Genomic DNA, 19,978 nt, shown 5'->3' on the forward strand with positions numbered 1-19,978 from the left:
ACTGCTCCTTGGGGTGAGGGGTCGCTCGGCTTCAGTTGGCGGCGTCGACGGCCGCGGGCTGCTGCGTTCCGGCGGTCGGCGGCGCGGGGGCGGCCGGGGCCTGCGGCGGCCGGGTGCTGAGCCCGAGGCCGAGCAGGGCCACCACGACGGAGGAGCACGCGGCGATCAGGTAGATGTCCTCGAAGTCGGCGACGTCCGAGAGGGTGCCGGAGACCACGGTCGCCAGCACCGCGATGCCCAGGGCCCCGCCGATCTGACGCGCGGTCTGGTTCAGGCCGGTGGCGCCGGCGAACCGCAGCGGGGACACCGAGAGCGCGGCGGCCGTGGAGGTGCCGGTGGTGATGGCGCCCATGCCGATGCCCGCCAGGATGCCCAGCGGCAGCCAGTAGGCGAGGAACATCGAGTGGTCCGGGAGGGTGAAGGCGAGCAGGAAGCCGGTGCCGGCCAGGATGACCGCGCCGCCGGTGGTGGCGAGCCGGGGGCCGAAGGAGGGCGGGAGCTTGCCCACCTGCATGGCCACGATCGTCGCGGCGAACGCGCCCGGGGTCATGGCGAGGCCGGCCTCCAACTCGGAGTAGCCCCACACCTGGGTGACGTACAGGACGCCGACCAGGAGCCACGCGAACAGCGCGATGCCGTAGAAGAACGCCGCCGCGTTGGCCAGGGCGAAGGTGCGGCTGCGCCACAGGGAGATCTCCAGGGCGGGCGCCGGGTGCTTGGCGGACCGCAGCAGGCACAGTGCGATCAGGACCGGGCCGGCGATGAGGGCGACCAGGCTCTTGGGGTCGGACCAGCCCCAGTCGCCGACCTTGCTGACGCCCAGGCAGAGCACGCCGACGCCGGCGCCGAGCAGGACGGTGCCGAGGGCGTCGGGCAGTTTGCGTTCGGTGCCCGCGCCCGCGGTCCGGGGGATGCCGCTCGCCCCGTACAGGAAGAACAGGCCGAACGGGATGTTGATCAGGAAGAGGGAGCGCCAGCCGAAGACGTCCACCAGGACGCCGCCGACCGTCGGGCCGACCGCCGCCGCCAGCGCCGCCGCCGCGCTCCACTGCCCGATGGCCGCGCGACGGCGCTCGGGCGGGGAGTCCATGAGGACGATGGCGAGGGAGGCGGGGATCATGGCCGCCGCGCCCAGGCCCTGGACCGCGCGGGCCCCGAGCAGGGTCGCGAGGTTGGGGGAGAGGGCGCACAGCAGCGAGCCCACGGTGAAGACGCCCACACCGACGAGGAACAGCTTGCGCCGCCCCAGGGTGTCCGCGAGCCGCCCGGCGGGGGCCAGGAGGGCGGCGAACACGACCGCGTAGATGGTGATGACCCAGGACAGGTCCTTGAACGCGGACTGCGCGAAGTCCTTGTGCAGATCGGGAACGGCGAGGTTCACGACGGTGACGTCGAGCACGGCCAGGAACGACGCCCCCGACGCCAGCAGGAGCAGCGAGGGTAAGCGTCGCTGTGGAACGTCGACACCAGTGGTAGCCACGGGACTGACCTTTCTTAGATACCGTTGGTAGGAATGTATTTACCTCCGGGAGTGAGTGTCAACGGACTCTCCGCGACGTGACCCAGGTCACTCGCGACCGATCGGCGCGAGCACCGGCAACACGCCCGGAAGCACCTCGACGCTGTAGCGCGCGAGGCCCTCGGCCCCCAACTCGCCGTCGTGTTCGAAGGACAACGGCCGCCCGTCGAGCCGCTCGACCACGATCCGCGAGCCCCGCTCGTACACCACCCCGGGCCGCCCCACGTGGCTCCCGTCGCGGGTCAGACCGGCCAGTTCCCGGACGTCCGTTTGCCCGCCCACCACGCACACGTCGAGGAGGCCGTCGTCGACGACCGAGTGCGGCAGCAGTTCGAACCGGCCCGCGCGATGCCGCCCGCCCCCGATGTTCACGAAGGTCACCGGCCCCTCGTGGACCACCGCGCCGTCCACGCTCACCCGCCCCTCGTACGGCACGTACGTGCGCATCGTCCGTTCGACGGCGAGCCGGTAGCGGTCCCTGCCCTGCACGTCGAGCAGGTCCCGCGCGGCCACCAGCACCTCGGCCACCAGCCCCGCGCCCGCGCCGAGCAGGGCCCAGGCCCCGGTCTCCCGGACGTGGGCCATGTCCACCCGCCGCAGCCGCGGGCGACCACCCGTCAGGGCCCGCTCCAGCACCTCGGACCAGGGGGCGTCGGCCCAGATCTCCCGGAAGAAGGAATTCCCGGTGCCGAAGGGCAGGTTCAGCATCGCCGGCGCCCGGCCGGCCGGACGCGCCGGGTTCGGCCGGGCCAGCCCCGAGGCCACCTCCCCGGCCGTGCCGTCACCCCCGAGCACCACCACCGCGTCGACGTCCGCGGTGGACGCGCCCGCCGCGCACTCCTGCGCGTGCCCCCGCCGCGTGGTCCGCACGACGTCCACCCGCGGCACCAGCCGCTCGCACCGCGCGATGACCTCGTCGACACGGCTCCGGTCCCCGGCGCCGGCCCGGGGATTGGCGATCAGCAGCACCCGCCGCGCCCAGGTCGGTTCAGCCGGCACGGTGACCCTCCTCCCGGGGCAGGCGCCGGGCCGCGACCAGGCCCATGAAGTCGTCGTCACGGCAGTACGGGTCTGCCCCGCCGTAGCGCCGCACCAGATCGGGCACGCGCAACAGTTCCACCGGCTCGAAGCCCGCCGCCCGCGCCGCCTCGGCGGCGGTCCGCGGGGTCAGGCCGTTGACGTACGGCTCACCCTGCTCGGCCACCTGACGCGCCATCGAGAGGGCCCCCTCGTGGGCGCTGGTGCCGTCCACGACGGCCCGGTCCATGTAGTCGAAGACCAGCAGGCTGCCGGGGGCGACGAAGGCCCCCAGCTCGATCAGGGTCGCCCGGGCGGCCTCGGACGGGAGGAAGAACGTCACCCCGAGCCACCCCACGACGCACGGCGTCGAGGGGTCGAAGCCGTGCGCGGCGAGCGCCTCGCCCAAGGGCTCACCCGTCGTGAAGTCCAGCGGCACCGAGGTCACCGACGGGGCCCGGACCCCCGCCGAACCGAGCGCCTCCAGCTTCGCGGCCTGGGTGGCGGGGTGGTCCACCTCGAAGAACCGCACCCCCTCCGGGCCGTCGTGACGCAGCGCCGTCGTGTCGAATCCGGCGCCGAGCAGCACCACCTGACGCACCCCGCTCGCGACGGCGCCCGCGACCCGCTCCTCGAAGTACCGCTGGCGCAGCAGGATCTCGGCGATGAACCCGCCGTGGGCCCGGTCCAGCCGCCCGAGCCGGTCGAGCGCCTCCTCGGAGGTGACCGGCGGGGGCACCGTGACGAACAGGTGCGCGTAGGTGTCGCCGAGCAACCGTCGCTCCGGCACGACGACGGCGTCGGCGGCGCGGGCCCGGGCGGTGAGGTGCGCGGTCTCGCTGGAGTGCCCCGACCGCAGTCGGGTGGGCGGAAGTGCGGCGGTCATGACGGTGCCTCTCGCTCGGGAGGTTCGGGGACTGAACGCGAACACCTCCTGTTACGCGACAGGCCCGCGAGCCCCTCAAAACGAGTCCGCGCCACGACGCGCGCCCCCGTGTCGAGGGCTCCGGCCGGTTCGCGCGTAAGACACGCGTGGACATCGCGACGCGACGGCGACAACGCCCGCGCGTGCCCGACGGAACCGAGGGAGAACCCGTGACGACGCTCGCGGAAGAACTGGCGCGATGGGCGAGTGCCCTGCGCCTGGACGACGTGCCCGACGATGTGGTCACCACCGCCAAACACCAGATCCTGTCCCAGTCGGCCGCCGTGCGCGCCGGTCTCGACCACCCCCTGGGGCGCCGGTTCGTCCGGGCCTTCGGCGCGCCCCTCCAAGAGGACCCGGCCCGCTCCGCGTACGTCCTGGCGAGCCTCGGCTCCTGGCTGCACTTCGACGACACGGCCTACGCCGGACACCTGTCCAACTCGACCGTGACCGTTCCCCTCGCCTACGCCCGTCGACAAGGGCTCACGGGGGAGCGGCTGCTCACCTCGATCATCGTCGCCAACGAGACGGCGGCCCGGATCACCGCGGCCACCACGCTCGGCCCCTTCCGCGGCCAGAGCGCCGCGTTCACCCACGTCACCGGCGCGATAGCGGGCCGGCTGCGCGGCGAGGACGCGCCCGCGCGGCGCTGGGTGGACACCCTCGGCCTCGGCTTCGGACTCCCCCCGCGCACCGTGCCGGTGGGCTTCCTCGACGGAGACGCCAAGCTCTTCGGGGCGGCGACCCCGGTCCGGGTGGGGCTCGACGCGTGCGAGGCGTCGGCGGCGGGACTCGCCGGCAGCCCGGTGATCTTCGAGCACCCGGAGGGCTTCCTCTCCCGCTTCGCCACGGTGCCGCTGCCCGAGGCCATCGTCGCCGGACTCGGCACGCGCTGGCACACCCGGACGACCTCCTTCAAGGTGCACCCCGGCGGCCCGGGCATGGACGCCGCCATCGACGTGGGCCTGGAGCTGCACCGCGAACTGTCGACCCCGGACCGGCCGCTGCGCGCCGAGGACATCGCCGAGGTCACCGTGGACACCTCCCTCTACACGGCGGCGGTGGAACGCCGGGCCGCCGAGTACCTGCGCGGAGAGGTCTCCCCGGTCAGCGCGCTGGTCTTCTCGCTGCGCTACACCCTGGCCACCGCCCTGCTCACCGGGCGGCTCAGCACCGAGGACTTCACGGAGCGGGCGCTCGCCGACACCGAACGCTGGGCGCTCGCCGACCGCGTCGAGGTGCGCCTGGACCGGGAGATGACCCGGGAGCTGTTCCACGGCGAGGTGCCCTTCGGGGAGGCCCTGCGGCAGGCCGGGGAACGCGGGACGCCGTGGCTGCGCCAGTTCGGCGCGGCCTGGGAGGGGGACGGGAACTGGCTCGTCGACCTCGTGGGCGAGCTGCCCCCGTCGAACCCGGACTTCTCGGGCGCCCGCAAGGTGACGGGCGCGCGGGTGCTGGTGCGCCTGCGGGACGGCCGCGAGTTCCGACGCGAGCTGCACGTGCCGCGGGGAGCCGTCGGCGGCGGCGCGGACCGCCCGCCGATCGCGGAGGTGGTGCGCGAGAAGTGGCTGGGCACGGGGGGCGGCGAGGAGTTCGCCGACGGCGTCGACCGGCTGGAGAAGGCGTCCGCCGAGGAGGTGGCCGAGCTGATCCCGCTGATCCTCGACGGCCACCCGGCGAACCCGGCCCGCTGACGCCGAGGGGCCGGTGGTGTCCCCCCGAGGAGGGGACACCACCGGCCCCGTACCGGCACCGGCTCGGCGCGGCGGCCTCAGCCGAGGGTGCCCTCGGCGATGGCCACGTGCACCTCGTCGCGCCGCGCCTCCATCTCGCGCCGCTCCGCGTCCAGGGCCTCCGCCCGCAGCTCGTCGGACTCCATGAGCTTGACCAGGTCGGCGCCCCCGAGGTGCAGCACCCCCATGTCGTCGTATGCCTGCTGGATCCTGGGGCTCCACAGGCCGATGTCCTTGACGCACGGAACGATCCGGGTGAAGAGCAACGAACGGAAGGCCCTCATCCGGGGCCCGTTGTTCATGTACTCCATGCACTCCTTCATGTCGAAGCCGAGGTTCTCCCAGACCTCCTGCATCCGCAGCCGGTCCCGCATCAGGTGGCAGCCCTCGATGATGAACTCCTCGCGCTCCGCCAGCTCCCGACTGCTCAGGTTCTTGTAGTAGTCCCGCAGGGCCAACCGCCCGAAGGCCACGTGCCGGGCCTCGTCCTGCATGATGTAGGACAGGATCTGCTTGGGCAGCGGCTTGGTGGTCTTGTCCCGGAGGATGCCGAACGCGGCCAGCGCCAACCCCTCGATGAGCACCTGCATGCCGAGGTAGGGCATGTCCCACCGGGAATCGTCGAGGGCGTCGCCGAGCAGCGCCTTCAGGTGGGGGCTGATCGGATAGCTCATCTCGATCTTCTCCTTCACGAACCGGGAGAAGAGCTCCATGTGCCGGGCCTCGTCCATCACCTGGGTGGAGGCGTAGAACTTCGCGTCGATGTCGGGCACGGACTCCACGATGCGCGCCGAGCAGATCATCGCGCCCTGCTCGCCGTGCAGGAACTGGCTGAACTCCCAGGCGGCCATGTGCTGCCGCAGTTCCTGCTTCTCCCGCGTGTTGAGCTTGCCGTACTGCCGCGACCCGTACAGGCCGAGGGTGTGCTCGGGGGTTCCGAGGACGTCGAAGGGATCGACCTCCAGGGACCAGTCGATCCGTTTCGCGCTGTCCCACTGCTTGTCCTTGCCCTTTTGATAGAGCTTCAGCAGCGTCTCGCGCTCGGAGTCGTACTCCCACGTGAAGTGGTTCCTCCCCCGCATGGGGAAGTTCCAGGCGAGTTCGGTGTCGTCGTCGGTACGGGCACTCGGGCCGGACATAGGGCACATCTCCTGAGGTCTGCGAAGAGCGCTGCACGGCGACGTGTCCGGCGACGTCTTCTCGTCGTCGGACACGTCGCCGTCCTCGTCTTGCACACGCGGCGGAGAGGGCAGGATTCGAACCTGCGGGGGGCCTGAACCCCGGCCGGGACACGTCCCGGCCCCGTTGGGCCACTACGGGAACCTCTCCCTGCGTCCACCGGCCTCACCCGGTGACGTCCCCACAGTGCCAAAGCCCCCTGAGACCCCGCTGAAACCCCGATCTCAGACGAGGTGCTCGAAGCTGCCCCAGCCCTGGCCGATGACGGTGCCGGGGTTCAGGCCGTTGCCCTTGCCGGTGTAGAGGTACAGGTCACCGGTGGTCCGGTGGGTGGCGACCACGTCGGCGCGGCCGTCGTCGTTGACGTCGGTCAGGGTCAGCTGCGCCATCCCGCCGAAGCCGGTGCCGATCTCCACCGCGCCGCCGACCCCGCCCGAGGCGTTGCCCGGGTACAGGTACAGGGCGCCGGTGTCCTCGCGCATCGCGACCACGTCGGCGCGCTTGTCGCCGTTGAAGTCCCCGGCGACGAGATGGGTCATCTTGTCCCAGCCGCTTCCGATCCGCTTGGTGAAGGCGACGCCGGAGCCGTTGCCGGTGTAGAGGTTCAAGCCGGCGTCGGTCTTGTCGACGGCGACGATGTCGGCCTTGCCGTCGCCGGTGAAGTCGCCGGCGGCGAGTTGTTCGACGCCGGTCCAGCCGTGCCCGATCTCGCTGGTGGCCTTGAACCCGCCCTTGCCGTTGCCGACGTACAGGAACAGATCACCGGTGGTCTTGTTGGTGGCCACCAGGTCGCCGTCCCCGTCGCCGTTGAAGTCGGCTGCGGCCACCTTGTCCATCGCGCCCCAGCCGGACCCGACCTCCCCGGCGAAGGCGACGCCCGAGCCGTTGCCGGCGTACAGGCGCAGGGTGCCGCCCGCGTCCACGCCCAGCAGGTCGTCCTTGAGGTCGCCGGTGAAGTCGTGGTCCCGGTGCACCTCGGGCGCCGGGTACGGGTCGGCGTGGTCCCCGGCGAGTCCGGCCACGGCGCCGCAGTGCGGCCAGGCGCCGGCGCCCTGCCCGGCGAGGACCTTCTCGGCGATGAGGATCTGCTGCTTTTTCGTGGCCTGGTGCGCGTTGGGGGCGTAGTCGCGGCCCCCGTAGGCGGCCCAGGTGGAGGCGGAGAACTGCAGGCCCCCGTAGTAGCCGTTGCCGGTGTTGATGGCCCAGTTCCCCCCGGACTCGCACTGGGCGACCTTGTCCCAGGTGGAGACGGAGGCGGCGGACGCGCCGTGCGCGAGCAGCAGCGGGGCGGCGAGGGCGGTGACGAGGAGCGGGGCGAGGGCGCGGCGGCGGAAGGGGGCGTGCGGAGCGCGGGACATGACGGGGCTCGTTTCGTTCGGGCGGGGCGGGGCGGGGTGGGGCGGCGGGGGCGGGCGGCGCCGGCGGTCGCGGCGCCGCCCGCGGGGGAGCGGCGGTGTTGCCCGGGGGCTCAGACGAGGTGCTTGAAGGTGCCCCAGCCCTGGCCGATGACGGTGCCGGGGTTCAGGCCGTTGCTCTTGCTGGTGTAGAGGTACAGGTCGCCCGTCGACTTGTTCGTGGCGACGACGTCGGCGCGGCCGTCGTTGTCGATGTCGGTCAGGGTCAGCTGCGCCATTCCGCCGAAGCCGGTGCCGATCTGGATCGCCGATCCGACGCCGCCGCCGGAGGAGTTGCCGGGGTAGAGGTAGAGGGTGCCGGTGTCCTCGCGCATGGCCACGATGTCGGCGCGGTTGTCGCCGTTGAAGTCGCCCGCGACCAGGTGGGTCATGCCGGCCCAGCCCTGTCCGATCTGCTTGGTGAAGGCGACGCCGGAGCCGTTGCCGGTGTAGAGGTTCAAGGTGGCGTCGGTCTTGTTGACGGCGACGATGTCGGCCTTGCCGTCGCCGGTGAAGTCGCCGGCGGCGAGTTGTTCGACGCCGGTCCAGCCGTGCCCGATCTCGTTGGTGGCCTTGAACCCGCCGTCGCCGTTGCCGGTGTAGAGGAAGAGCTCGCCGGTGGTCTTGTTGGTGGCCACCAGGTCGCCGTCCCCGTCGCCGTTGAAGTCGGCGGCGGCCACCTTGTCCATCGCGCCCCAGCCCTTGCCGACCTCGTTGGAGAAGGCCACGCCGGAGCCGTTGCCGGCGTACAGGCGCAGGGCCCCGCCCGCGTCCACGCCCAGCAGGTCGTCCTTGAGGTCTCCGGTGTAGTCGTGGTCGCGGGTGGCCACCACGTCCTCGACGATGTTGTCGTACCGGTAGGGGATGTAGGAGCTCGCGTTGTTGAAGTACGCGTAGGGGATCTCGCGGCGCACGGTGTGCGGGGGCGTCTGTTCGATGCCGATGTAGGAGGTCTTCGAGGAGTCCGTCCAGCGCTCGAAGAGGACCACGTGCGAGCCGCTCGTCGGGTTGGCGGCGTTGTGGAAGAGCAGCGCGTCGCCCTTGCGGAGCTCGTTCTTGGTGATCCGGGTGGCGTAGTCGTCGAGGTTCCCGGTCCACGCGTTGGTGCCGAGGTTCCAGGCCATCGAGACCATGCCGGAGCAGTCCGTGCGGTAGCCGTCGCGGTAGTCGCTCTGGCTGTACGGGACCTTCGCGTCCACCCAGGTCTTGGCCCGGGCTATGACGGCGCTGCGGGTGATCGGCGCCGCCGCGGCCAGGGCGAAGGCGCCCGGGCCCTTGTACGCCGTCGCGCCCTGGAGCGGGCCGGGGGTTCCCTGGGGGTGCGGGATCTCCGCGCCGGGCGTGGCGGTCGCGGTCGCGGCGGCCCGGGGGGCGTTCGGGGCGGCGTGGGCGACGGTGGCGCCGAGAGCGCCGACGACGGTGGTCGAGGCGAGGACGGCGGCGAGCAGGACGGAACGCGAGGTGGTGGTCATGGGCATGGCAAGTCTCAACTCCTGGGAACCCGTTGCCGGGAGGAACGACGAGGAAAGGTGACGAAGAACGTGACGAAGAAGAGGGCGGGGCGCGGATCAGCGCACGGGGCGGCGCGCCCCGCCGGCGGGGGGCCCGACGCGCGGGGTCACTGCCACCCGAGGTCCCGCGTGGAACCCGCCGGGATCGACTGCCACCCGAGGTCCAGCGGCGCGACACCGGTCGCCGCCGCGGCCCGGACCGTCACGGTCTCCTGCGCCCCGGCACCGACACCGGCGACACCGGCGACACCGAGCGAGACGGCGGAGAGGGACAGGGTGAGGACCGCGGCGGCCTTGGCGAGACGAACGGAGAACATCCGGGTGCCCTTTCGGGGAGGTGGCCACAAGGGGCCACACCTGCTGACGGGTGGTGTGACGCGGACGCCTCCGGCCCCGTCTTCCGCGGTGAGGCGGGGCCCGTGTGCGTCCCCCGGTCGGTGTCTCCCTCCCGGTGACCACTACTTTCGTCGGCGTTCGGGCCCGGCGGAAGGAGATCCCCCTGGCCCCAAGAGGCCCTGGCCCATTGGGGCCAGCAACGGCGCCTCGGCCCGTACGAGCGTCCACCCGCGCAGCCCCGCGTGCTCGCCCAGCAGCCGTCCGCAGACCCTCGCCACCCGCTCCTCGGCCTGCGCGAGGGAGTCGGCCAACACGAAGAACCCGAGCACCGGATCGGGCACCGCCCGCGGGTGCGCGCTCACGTGCTCCACGGCCTCCTCGGCGCGCGCGGTGTCCAGGGCCCGCGCGGCCGCGTCCACCGGCAGCACGGACCCGGTGGTGTCCGAGGGCGCCCGCAACCGGGCGTGAATGAGGTACATGTGCCAGAGGCTGTCAATCTCCGACACTCCCGGCCAGAGCACCCCGCCGGCCCCTTTGGTCCACGGCCCAAAGGGGCCCGAGTCCCAGGGAATACCGGCCGGCCCGCATGGCCGGAACCGTGCGATGATCACCCCCATCGCACCGGTCGAGGGGGGAACCTTGCCATGTTGACGTCGTTGGGCCTCGCTCCACACACCGAGGCCGTCTACCGGGCCCTGCTCGTGCACCCGGACCACGGGGTGGCCGCCCTGGCCGCCCGCCTCGACCTCTCCGAGGCCGAGGTCCGGTCCGCGCTCGACGACCTCAGCGAACTGGCCCTCGTGCGCCCGGCGCACGGCGCCCCCGGGCGGCTGCACGCCATCAGCCCCGACGTCGGCATGGAGATCCTGCTCGCCCGGCAGCAGGCCGACCTCCTCGCCCAACAGCAGCGCGTGGCCGCCTCCCAGGCCGCCGCCGCCCAACTCATCTCCGAGTTCGCCGATCTGCGGCCCGCCGTCGGCCAACCCGGGGTCGAACAGCTCATCGGTCTCGACGCCATCCGCGACCGCATCGCCGTCCTCCAGCGCGACATGCGCGAAGAGGTCATGATCCTCGCCCCCGACGGCGAACAGACCAAGGAGAACCTGGAGGCGGCCCGACCCCTGGACCAGGCCCTCCTCGCACGCGGGGTCCGCATGCGCACCGTCTACCTCGACAGCGTCCGCAACAGCCCCCACACCCTGGCCTACGCCCAGTGGCTCTCCGAACTCGGCCGCGAGGCCCGCACCGCCCCCACCCTCCCCCTGCGCATGATCATCGCCGACCGGTCCACCGCGATCATCCCCGTCAACAGTGACGACTCGGCCGCCGGCGCCGTCGTGCTGACCGGTCACGGCACCCTCACCGCCCTGTGCGCCCTCTTCGAATCGATCTGGGCCGGCGCCAAACCCTTCGGCGAGGCGCCCACCCGCACCACCGAGGGCCTCACCGACACCGAACTCACCACCCTGCGCCTGCTCGCCGAGGGCCACACCGACGAGGCCATCGCCAAACGCCTCGGCGTCTCCCACCGCACCGCCCGCCGCGTCGCCACCACCCTCATGGAACGCCTCGACGCCCGCAGCCGCTTCCAGGCCGGCGTCAAGGCCGCCCACCACGGCTGGCTCTGACCGCTTCCGGCCGGCGCGGGCGGTCAGCCCTGGGCGCGGTGCGCGCCGGGGGTGTGCCCGAAGACGCCCCGAAAGGCATCGATGAACGCGCCGGTCGTGGCCCAGCCGCACGCGTGGGCCACGGCGGTGACCGTCCGGCCCTCGGCGAGCAGGATCAGGGCCCGGTGCAGGCGCAGTTGGGTGCGCCAGCGGGTGAAGGTCATGCCCGTGTCGGCGGTGAACAGCCGGGTCAGGGTCCGCGCGCTCGCGCCCACCTCCCGGCCCAGCGCGTCGAGGGTGCGCGGATCGGCGGGATCGGCGATCAGGATCTCGCAGAGCCGCCGCAGCCGGGGCTCGGTCGGCGACGCCAGGTGCAGGGGCTGCTCCGGGGAGAGCGTCAGGCGGTCGAGGAGCACCTCGAACAGCCGCCGCCGTTCGGGCCCCGCGGTCGCGGGCTCCCGGGTGTACGTCAGGATCAACTCCCGCAGCAGCCCGTCCACGGTGACGACGACCGGTCGCCCCGGGTCCAAGGCCCGACGCGAGGCCGGCACTCCCACCAGGTGCAGGTCGATGGGGCCGTGCGCGCGGTGGGCGTGCACCGTCCCGGCCGGCACCCACACGGCCCGGTTCGCCGGCGCCACCCAGGTGCCGATCCCGGTGGTCACGGTGAGCACGCCCCGGGCCGCGTACACGAGTTGGTGGTCGTCGTGCCGGTGCGGCTCGATGTCGGCCCCGGCGGCCATCCACTGCACGCGGGTCGGGGCGATCGACTCATGGCGGATTGCACGCATGGATTGGCAGTTTATCGGAAGTGCGACACGGGGCGGGGGGACCACGATGGCGAGGTGCCCACGAACACGCCCGAAATCCCATCTCCCCCCGCCCGTCGCCGTCCGGACCGCACGATCACCCTCCTCGCCGTCGGACACGCCTGCGTCGACGTCTACCAGGGCGCCGTCGCCGCCCTCGTCCCCTTCTTCGTCGCCGAACGCGCCTACACCTACGCCGCCGCCTCCGGCATCGTGCTCGCCGCCTCTCTCCTGTCCTCCGTGGCCCAACCCCTGTTCGGCGCCCTCACCGACCGCAGGGCCATGCCCTGGCTGCTGCCCGCCGGCACCGTGGTCGGCGGCCTCGGCGTCGCCCTCGCCGGACTCGGCGACTCCTACGCCCTGACCCTGTTCTTCGTGGCGATGTCCGGCATCGGCGTGGCCGCCTACCACCCGGAGTCGGCCCGTGTCGCCCGGGTGGCCTCGGGGGGCGGCCACACCGGCATGAGCTGGTTCTCCCTCGGCGGCAACCTCGGGTTCGCGACCTCGCCCGCCCTGGTCGCCCTCGTCGTCGGATTCGGCGGCCTGACCCTGTCCCCCCTGCTCCTGCTGCCGGCCCTCGCCGGCAGCGTGCTGTGCCTGCCGGCCCTGCGCGTGGTCCGGCGGCGACAGGACGCCCGGGCCGAGGCCGCGCGGGCCGCCCGGACCCCCGTCCCCGTCGCCGTCGACGACCACCGCTCCTTCCTGCGCCTGACCCTCGGGGTGATCTGCCGCTCCGTGGTCTTCATCGGCCTGAGCACCTTCATCGCCCTGCACATGGCGCGCGGCACCGGTTGGGGACCGGCCGCCGGCACCGCCGCCCTCGTCGTCCTCTACCTCGGCGGCGCCGTCGGAACCGTGCTCGGCGGCCGGCTCGCCGAACGGTGGGACCGCGTCACCGTGGTCCGCCGCTCCTACCTCCTGACCGTCCCGGCCGTCGCCGGCGTCGTGTTCGTGCCCGGACCGCTCGGCTACCTCTTCGTGGCCCTCGCCTCCGCCGGCCTCTACGTGCCCTTCTCGCTCCAGGTCACCCTCGCCCAGGACTACCTGCCCCACCGCGTCGGCACCGCCGCCGGCATCACCCTCGGCCTGACCGTGAGCGTGGGCGGCATCGCGGCCCCCGCCATCGGCCTGCTCGCCGACGCCACCGACCTGCGCACCGCCCTCGTCCCCCTGATCGCGATGCCCGCCCTGAGCTGGCTGGCCTTCCGGGGCCTGCCCGAACCGGCCGCGACCCTCGTCGCACCGCCCGCGGACAGGACGGGGAGGCCCGCCCCGTGACCGTGCCCCCCGCGTGCGCCGGACTCGGGCGCCCGGCACACGCGGGGGTGGGGTCAGCAGGCGGTCCGGGGCGGGTACGCGGTGGGGGTGGCCGCGGCGGGGGGCAGGACGGAGACGGCGTAGGCGGCGGAGGCCAGGGTCATGTGACGGTGCCAACCGCGGAAGGTCCGTCCCTCGTAGTCCCGCAGCCCGGTGTCCGGGTCCGGGTCGGCGAGGTCCCGTTCGACCGCGGTCGCGAGTTCGGTCAGCCCCAGCAACTCGCCCGCCGAGGCATCGGACATGGTGGTGACCCACAGCGACTCGGGGCGGTGCCGGGGGCGTCGCCACACGCCCAGCAGGGTGAGCGGCCCGGCGGCCCGGTCCCGGCCGACGCCGGCGACCCGGACGGCCACCGCCGAGGTGTCCCCGCCGTCACCCGCCGGGCCCGGACCCGTCGGGTCGGTGGGGCGGCGTCGGCCCCGCGCGGCGGTCAGGATCTGTTGGGCCGACAGGGTCCGCCGGCCGTGCCGGTTGCCGCCCGCGGCCGTCTCGAACGGCGAGTCGCTCCGCACGCGCGCCAGCACCGGTAATCCGGCGGCGGCGAATCGGGCGATGCCCGCGCCGGTGTCCTCGATGTCCATGTTCACGACGAGGGGACGGGCCGGGGATCCCCAGCCGGCGAACTCCAGGAAACCGCTGTCCGGGGACGAGTCCCGCGGCGCGGTGTCGCTCTCGGCCTCGGGGAGGAAGAGCCGCCAGTGGACCGGCGCCCGCAGGGCCGGGGAGGCGTGCCACAGGCCGAAGGCGAGTTGGCCGTGGAAGCGCCCGGCGTTCGGGTCCAGCGCCTCGTGGACCCCCACCGAGTGCTCGCCGGCCTTGGGGATCGCCATGGGCTGGACCACCCACGCCCTGGGGGTTTCCAGCCAACCGAGGTAGGAGGACAGGGCCCGGCGCACCGGCATCCAGTCCCACGTGGAGTTGGAGATGAAGTGGTGGAGCCGTTGTTCGGTCGTTCCGTCGCCGAGGTGGGCGGCGATGGCGCGGACGGACTTCCGTCCGGGCGAGCCGAGCAGGCCGCACAGGTACTGCTCGCCCTTGAGACGGTGGTCTCGTCTGGCGAGAGACTCGAAGAGGGTGCCGACCAGATCGGCCGGCAGGGCGGCGGCCGGTTCGCGCGGGCCGGCCGGCCGGAGGTTCGTGCCCCTGTCGGACAGGGCTGTTTCACGCCAAGATCTCGCCGTGGAGAGTGCGGTGATCTCGGGTCCCCCGTAGGTGTCGCGCATGCCACGTTCCTTTCGCTGGCTCTCGACCCGGCCTCCTCCCGCGTCCCGCGCCACGGTGGTGGCGAGGGCGGGGAGGGGGTCGGGCGGTGGCCTCGGACGCGTCGGGCTTTCGCGCGAGCAGGGGGGAGTCCGGGCGACCGGGTTCGATGGAAAGCGCGTGGACCGTGTTCCCGGTGCTGGGCCGCCGGCCGGATTCCGCCGTCGGTGACCCGCCAAGAACCCTAGTTGATGGTCAAGACGGCCTCAAGTCGCCCTGGACGGTGGGTCGATGAGAATTCGGCCGGAATTGATCGCTCATTCGACGGGAACCGCCGGCATCGGTTGACCTTGTCCGAGGTCCCGACATAGCGTCGTTTTGGATTTTGGATTCCACATGATGGAAAGCGCGTGGGATGGTGGGTGGCCGTCCAGGGGGGACGACCACCCACGGACCGGGACCTCCGCAGCGAAACGGGACGACACGAGGAGTGGCCGATGACCGGAGCGGGACGTTCGACGGAATCCGAGAGAGCCCGGGACGAGTGGCCCGTTTCCGTCGGTACCGGGGAAGCCGAGGTCTTCGAGGACGATCCCCGGGTCAATCCCCTGATCCGCAGGATGGCCGACCGCCGGGGAGTGGACCTCGCCCGCGTGCGCGGCAGCGGCGTCGGCGGACGGGTCCGCAGGACGGACCTGCCCGGCGGGGGCGCCGGCCGGGCGGCGTGCTCGCGGCCCTGACGCCCGGGACCGGATCCCGCCCGCCACGAGTCCCGACCGGCGCCCCCCGGAGGGCTCAGGCGGCGGTGTAGCCGCCGTCGATCGGGTGGAACCCGCCGTGCAGGAAGGACGCGCGCTCCGACAGCAGGAAGGCCGTGAGCTCCGCGACCTCCTCGGGGGTCCCGAACCGGCCCGCCGGGTGCAGCCCCCGGAAGTACTCCTTGGCCTCCGCGTCGAAGTCGACGAGGAACGGGGTGTCCACGAACCCGGGGCCGATCGCGTTGACCCGGACGCCCAGCGGCGCGTACTCCAGGGCCGCCGTCTTGGTCAACCCGATCAGGCCGTGCTTGGCCGAGGTGTAGGCGGGGGAGCCGGGCAGCGGCTTCACACTGAGGATGGAGCCGACGTTCACCACGGCGCCGCCGCCCGAGGCGACGATGGCCGGCAACTCGTGGTGCAGGCAGGTGAAGACACCGGTCAGATTGGTGGCGATCACACGGGCGAACTCCTCCGGGGGAAACTCCCCGGTGATGCCCTTGGGGCCGGGGATCGCCGCGTTGTTGACCGCCAGGTGCAGGCCGCCGAAGGTCTCCACGGCGGCCCGCACCGAGGCGGCGACCTCCTCGGAGGAACGGACGTCGGCCGCGAAGGGCAGCGCCCGGCCGCCCGCGGCGGTGATCTCCCGCGCGACCAGGCGCGGCTTCTCCGCGTCCCGGCCGGTGATGACGACGGCGGCGCCCCGCCGGGCCAGTTCGAGGGAGATCGCCCGGCCGATGCCGGAGCCTCCCCCGGTGACCAGGGCGGTGCGACCGGCGAACTCGGGGGCGTGCGGGGTGGTCGTGGACACGTGAGGGTCCCTTCCGTGACGGATCGGATGAAGGCGGAGCGGCCCGGAACGGGCCGGCGCCGGGTCAGGTGCGCGGAACGCCGGCGGCGAGTGCCGGGGAACGGCGCGCGGCGGCCAGCGCGCGCAGGGCCGTGCCCGGCCGCAGCACCGCGCCGGGCGGGGCCAGCAGTTGTTGGACGTCCATGAGCGTGCGGTTGACCGGCTCCGAGACGTGGCTGGCGAGCACCACCCGCTCGGTGTACCAGGTCAACAGGGCGGTGCCCCGGGGCCGCGGGCCGACGGTCTCGGGATGCGTGAAGTCCTGTCCCGTGGCCATGCGCCAGGGCCCGTCCACGATCCGCGCGGTGGCCCGGTACTGCGCGCGGACCATCGCGGGCCCGGTGTGACCCGCCCGGTCCAGGCTCCGGCCCAGGGCCGCCGCCTGGAGCGCGGCCATCGTCATGCCCTGCCCGTACAGCGGGTTGAGGCTGCACGAGGCGTCGCCCAGGACCACGTAGCCGCCGGGCACCTCGCCCATCCGCTCGAACCGGCGCCGCCGGGCGGCCGGGAACGTGAACTTGCGGATCGGGGCGGACGCCACCGGCTCGGCCGTCGCCACCAGCTCCGCAACGGTCGGACCGGGCAGCCGCGCGGCGAAGTCCTCGAAACCCGCCGGGTCGGTGGGCGCGTGGGCGCGGTGCCAGCCACCGAGGGTGACCATCCACCGGTCCCCCTCCACGGCGAACACGGCCGCCGCCCGCTTGTCCCCCCGGGCCCCGGCCATCAGGTGCAGCAGCGCGTCACCGGCGAGCCGCTCCCCGGGACGCCGGTGGTAGAGCCGCGTCGTGTACCCGACGTCCACCTTCACGACGTCCATGGCGGGCACCGGGGCGCCCAGGCGCCGCAGCAGGGCGTCGGGCTCGGAGCCGCCGCGCCCGGAGGCGTTGACCACCACGTCGGCCCGGAGCGTCTCGCCCGTGTCCAGCTCCACACCGGTGACCCGCCGGGGGCCGCCGGTGAGCGCCACGACCGAGGACCGGTCCCGGATCGTCACGCCGGCCAGGGCCGTGACCCGACGCCTGACGCCGGCCTCCAGGGCCGCCCGGGTGAGGCTGATGCCCCGGTCGGTGCCGCGGAACCGGCGGCGGGTCGAGCCCATCTGGTGCATCACCAGGTCGTGACCGGGGTCGAAGGAGACGGCGCCGGCGGCGAGCAGTTCACCGCCGAGGCCGGGGAAGAACTCCTCCAACTGCCGTCGGCCGCGCAGCAACAGGGCGTGCCCGTGGTCCCCGTGGGGCACCCCGCGCCGCGACCCCGGCTCCCGCGGCAGCGCGTCCCGGTCCAGGACCGTCACCCGCGCGAAGCGGTCGGCCAGCACCCGGGCCGCCGCGAGTCCCGCGATCGAGCCCCCGATCACGAGGGCGTGGCCCTCACCGCCGCGCACGCGCGCACCCCCGTCCCGCCGGCCCGTGTCCGTGCCCGCGCCGCCGCCCGTCGTCATGTCCTCGTCCTCGCCCCTGGTGTCGTTGTCGGTCCGGCGCGGCCGGCCCCCGTGCCCGCCCGGTCACAGCCGGACGAGGGTCTTGCCGACGTTGTCGCCCCGGAAGAGGCCGAGGAACGCCCCGACACCGTTCTCGATGCCGTCGACGAAGGTCTCCCGGTGCCGCAGCGCGCCGGAGCCGACCCAGCCGCCGACCTCCTCGACGAACCTCGGCAGCACGTCCTCGTGATCGGTCACGATCATGCCGCGCAGGGTCAGCCGCTTCCCGATCGCCTGGGCCAGACCGCTCGGGCCCGGCGCGTCCTCCACGTCGTTGTACTGGGAGATCGCCCCGCACAGGGCGATCCGGCCGTGTTCGTTCATCACCCGGATCGCGGCCTCCAGGTGCGCACCGCCCACGGTGTCCACGCACACGTCGACGCCCTTGGGCGCGGCCTGCGCGAGCTGGTCGAGCACGGGACCCCGGCGGTGGTTGAAGGCGGCGTCGAAGCCGTCCTCCAGCAGGAGCCGCACCTTCTCGTCGGTGCCCGCCGAGCCGATGACCCGCGCCGCGCCCGCCAGCCGCGCCATCCGGCCGACCTGCCCGCCGACCGCGCCGGCGGCCCCGGAGACGAAGACGGTGTCGCCGGGACGGAACGACGCGATGTCGAACAGGGCCACGTACGCGGAGAGCCCGGTCATGCCGAGCACGCCCAGGTGCGCGGTGAGCGGGACCGGCCCGGGCTCGATCCGGGTCACGGTGTCGGCCGGCACCACCGCGTGCTCCCGCCAGCCCGCGAAGTGCACCACGTGCTCGCCGACGGCGACGTCCGGGCTCCGGGAGACGAGCACCTCCCCCAGGGCGTGCCCCACCAGCGGCTCGTCCAGCGGGTAGGGCGGGAAGTAGGCGTGCCCGGGGGTGGTCCCCATCCGGCCGCGCATGTACGGGTCCACCGAGAAGTGGGTGTTGCGCACCAGGAGTTCCCCGGGGCCGACGGGCGGCAGGTCGAGGGGGCGCAGGGCGAAGTCGGCGGGCGTCGGCTCGCCGACCGGGCGGGCCACGAGGTGCCAGGCCCGGGTCCGGGTGGGCGGCGTGGACGGTACGGACGGGGTGGGCACGAGGGAGTCCTCCAACGGGGTGTGCGGGACGCGGTGGTCAGGTCGGGGCGACCGGCGGATCACGGCAGGTCGAGGGGGTCGATGGCGTGCGGGCGGTTCAACAAGCGGTCGAAGACCCGGTACTTGACCGGGGACAGCGCGTTCAACGCGCGCATCCGGGCGCGCCGCAACAGGACCTCGCCGGTGCCCCGAGCGGCGAGCGAGCTCTCCTGACGCCGCTGGAAACCGGTGACGAACTCCTTGTGCCGGCGGCGTTCCTCCACGAACGCCTCGAAGGTCCGGGCCCGGACGACCCCGTCACGGTCCCCGGAACGCAGCGCGCCGGCGATCAGCGGGGTGAGGCCCACCACGTCCTGCACGGCCAGGTTGACCCCCTGGCCGAGGGTCGGGGTCGCGGTGTGGGAGGCGTCCCCGATCAGCACGAGCCCGTCCCGGGTCCACTGGGGGACGGAGGCGTTGAACACCTCCAGGAAGCCGGTGTCGTCCCAGGAACGCAGGTGTTCGCGGATCAACGGGGCGATCCGGGGGTCGATGGCGGCCACCCGGTCCCGAAAGGCGTCCAGGCCCTCCTTGCGCAGCGCGCCCAGTCCCCGCTTGGGCAGGTTGTGGCTGACCCGCAGGGCGTCGGGATGGGTCGGCAGGATGGCCAGGTGGCGGTCCCGGTCCACCACGAGTTCGGAGCGCAGCGCCCAGCCCTCGGGTCGGGGCAGCCGGAAGGACAGCAGGTCGCGTTCGGCCTGGAGCACCGAGGGGTCCAGCCCGGCCGCCTTGCGGACCCGGGAGAACCGGCCGTCGGCCCCCACGACCAGTCGCGCCCGGACGGTGACGGAGCCCCCGTCCGGGCCCCGGAGCACGGCCCCGCGCACCGCCCCGTCCCGCTCCACCAGGGACGTGAAGCGGACCCCGGAGGCGAAGTGGTGGGAGGCCAGGCCCTCGGAGGCCGCGTGGAAGGCGCGGATCAACGGGGGCTGCGGGAACTCGATCGGCAGGGTGTCGCCGGCGAAGCGCCGGTAGTCCACGTGGAAGACCTCGCGCCCCTCCAACCACATCGCGACCCCGGTGCTCTCCAGGTAGCCGTGGGCGTCGAGGGCGGGACCGAAGCCGAGGGCCCGCAGCGCCAGGACGGACGGGGAGGCCAGGCTCTCGCCCCGGAAGTCGCGTTCGAAGTCGGTCTGCTTCTCGACCACCAGGACGTCGACGCCGCGGCGCGCGAGCATGGTGCCGAGCAGCGCGCCGGCGGGGCCGCTGCCCACGACCAGCACCTCGGTCTCGTCGGGGAGTCCCATC

At 73.5% G+C, this 19,978-nt stretch carries 18 protein-coding genes and 1 tRNA gene; 4 read left to right on the forward strand and 15 right to left on the reverse strand.

Translation table 11 applies throughout. The features are described 5' to 3' along the window. Positions 1-31 precede the first annotated feature (31 nt). From ACN20G_RS36495 to ACN20G_RS36505, 3 genes are all read right to left on the reverse strand, one after another. Positions 32-1,480 carry a DHA2 family efflux MFS transporter permease subunit gene (locus tag ACN20G_RS36495; protein ID WP_424217667.1) on the reverse strand — a complete coding sequence of 483 codons (1,449 nt, stop codon included), beginning with the start codon at positions 1,478-1,480 and terminating at the stop codon, positions 32-34. Between the two features lie 87 nt (positions 1,481-1,567). Continuing rightward, entirely contained in the window at positions 1,568-2,518 is a 951-nt protein-coding gene (locus tag ACN20G_RS36500) for a diacylglycerol/lipid kinase family protein (protein WP_424217668.1), read from the reverse strand. After that, positions 2,508-3,422, reverse strand: coding sequence for a class I SAM-dependent methyltransferase (locus ACN20G_RS36505; protein WP_424217669.1), 915 nt, complete (start codon positions 3,420-3,422; stop codon positions 2,508-2,510). Before ACN20G_RS36505 ends, ACN20G_RS36500 begins: the two co-directional genes overlap by 11 nt. A 209-nt stretch (positions 3,423-3,631) precedes the next feature. Here ACN20G_RS36505 and ACN20G_RS36510 point away from each other — a divergent pair, with 209 nt between their 5' ends. Beyond that, positions 3,632-5,155, forward strand: a complete 1,524-nt coding sequence (locus ACN20G_RS36510; RefSeq protein WP_424217670.1) for an MmgE/PrpD family protein — start codon at positions 3,632-3,634, stop codon at positions 5,153-5,155. Positions 5,156-5,232: 77 nt separating this feature from the next. Here ACN20G_RS36510 and ACN20G_RS36515 read toward each other — a convergent pair whose 3' ends face one another. The 6 genes from ACN20G_RS36515 to ACN20G_RS36540 form a co-directional block, all read right to left on the reverse strand. Then, positions 5,233-6,333 (reverse strand): ferritin-like domain-containing protein, encoded by a 1,101-nt coding sequence (locus tag ACN20G_RS36515; RefSeq protein ID WP_424217671.1) that lies wholly within the window; start codon positions 6,331-6,333, stop codon positions 5,233-5,235. 102 nt (positions 6,334-6,435) lie between these two features. Then, positions 6,436-6,523: transfer RNA gene (locus ACN20G_RS36520), tRNA-OTHER, on the reverse strand. Positions 6,524-6,597: 74 nt separating this feature from the next. Then, positions 6,598-7,731, reverse strand: coding sequence for a transglycosylase family protein (locus ACN20G_RS36525; protein ID WP_424217672.1), 1,134 nt, complete (start codon positions 7,729-7,731; stop codon positions 6,598-6,600). Positions 7,732-7,841: 110 nt separating this feature from the next. After that, positions 7,842-9,245, reverse strand: a complete 1,404-nt coding sequence (locus ACN20G_RS36530) for an FG-GAP repeat domain-containing protein (RefSeq protein WP_424217673.1) — start codon at positions 9,243-9,245, stop codon at positions 7,842-7,844. Positions 9,246-9,385: 140 nt separating this feature from the next. After that, positions 9,386-9,595 carry a hypothetical protein gene (locus ACN20G_RS36535; protein ID WP_424217674.1) on the reverse strand — a complete coding sequence of 70 codons (210 nt, stop codon included), beginning with the start codon at positions 9,593-9,595 and terminating at the stop codon, positions 9,386-9,388. Between the two features lie 141 nt (positions 9,596-9,736). Continuing rightward, a complete protein-coding gene (locus ACN20G_RS36540) occupies positions 9,737-10,093 on the reverse strand; it encodes a hypothetical protein (protein WP_424217675.1) in 357 nt (118 codons plus the stop codon). A 165-nt stretch (positions 10,094-10,258) separates the two neighbouring features. Between ACN20G_RS36540 and ACN20G_RS36545 the strand changes: the two genes are divergently transcribed. Continuing rightward, positions 10,259-11,242 carry a LuxR C-terminal-related transcriptional regulator gene (locus ACN20G_RS36545; protein WP_424217676.1) on the forward strand — a complete coding sequence of 328 codons (984 nt, stop codon included), beginning with the start codon at positions 10,259-10,261 and terminating at the stop codon, positions 11,240-11,242. 23 nt (positions 11,243-11,265) lie between these two features. Here the strand turns inward: ACN20G_RS36545 and ACN20G_RS36550 are convergent, their stop codons facing one another. After that, entirely contained in the window at positions 11,266-12,012 is a 747-nt protein-coding gene (locus ACN20G_RS36550) for an AraC family transcriptional regulator (RefSeq protein WP_424217677.1), read from the reverse strand. A 54-nt stretch (positions 12,013-12,066) separates the two neighbouring features. Between ACN20G_RS36550 and ACN20G_RS36555 the strand changes: the two genes are divergently transcribed. Continuing rightward, positions 12,067-13,308 (forward strand): MFS transporter, encoded by a 1,242-nt coding sequence (locus ACN20G_RS36555; RefSeq protein WP_424217678.1) that lies wholly within the window; start codon positions 12,067-12,069, stop codon positions 13,306-13,308. A gap of 53 nt (positions 13,309-13,361) precedes the next feature. On the opposite strand, the gene ACN20G_RS36560 is transcribed toward ACN20G_RS36555, so the two are convergent. Then, the gene (locus tag ACN20G_RS36560; RefSeq protein ID WP_424217679.1) at positions 13,362-14,570 is read right to left on the reverse strand and encodes an IS701 family transposase; all 1,209 of its coding nucleotides are present in this window, start codon (positions 14,568-14,570) and stop codon (positions 13,362-13,364) included. 474 nt (positions 14,571-15,044) lie between these two features. Between ACN20G_RS36560 and ACN20G_RS36565 the strand changes: the two genes are divergently transcribed. Continuing rightward, entirely contained in the window at positions 15,045-15,287 is a 243-nt protein-coding gene (locus ACN20G_RS36565) for an E3 binding domain-containing protein (RefSeq protein ID WP_424217680.1), read from the forward strand. A 55-nt stretch (positions 15,288-15,342) separates the two neighbouring features. On the opposite strand, the gene ACN20G_RS36570 is transcribed toward ACN20G_RS36565, so the two are convergent. From ACN20G_RS36570 to ACN20G_RS36585, 4 genes are all read right to left on the reverse strand, one after another. Continuing rightward, positions 15,343-16,113, reverse strand: coding sequence for an SDR family NAD(P)-dependent oxidoreductase (locus ACN20G_RS36570; protein ID WP_424217681.1), 771 nt, complete (start codon positions 16,111-16,113; stop codon positions 15,343-15,345). 64 nt (positions 16,114-16,177) lie between these two features. Beyond that, complete coding sequence (locus ACN20G_RS36575) at positions 16,178-17,593, reverse strand: NAD(P)/FAD-dependent oxidoreductase (RefSeq protein ID WP_424217682.1); 1,416 nt, start codon at positions 17,591-17,593, stop codon at positions 16,178-16,180. 63 nt (positions 17,594-17,656) lie between these two features. Then, positions 17,657-18,691, reverse strand: coding sequence for an NADP-dependent oxidoreductase (locus ACN20G_RS36580; protein ID WP_424217683.1), 1,035 nt, complete (start codon positions 18,689-18,691; stop codon positions 17,657-17,659). Positions 18,692-18,750: 59 nt separating this feature from the next. After that, positions 18,751-19,977, reverse strand: coding sequence for an FAD-dependent monooxygenase (locus tag ACN20G_RS36585; RefSeq protein WP_424217684.1), 1,227 nt, complete (start codon positions 19,975-19,977; stop codon positions 18,751-18,753). Position 19,978 lies beyond the last annotated feature (1 nt).

Source organism: Streptomyces dryopteridis (assembly GCF_049606955.1).
Taxonomy (GTDB): domain Bacteria; phylum Actinomycetota; class Actinomycetes; order Streptomycetales; family Streptomycetaceae; genus Streptomyces.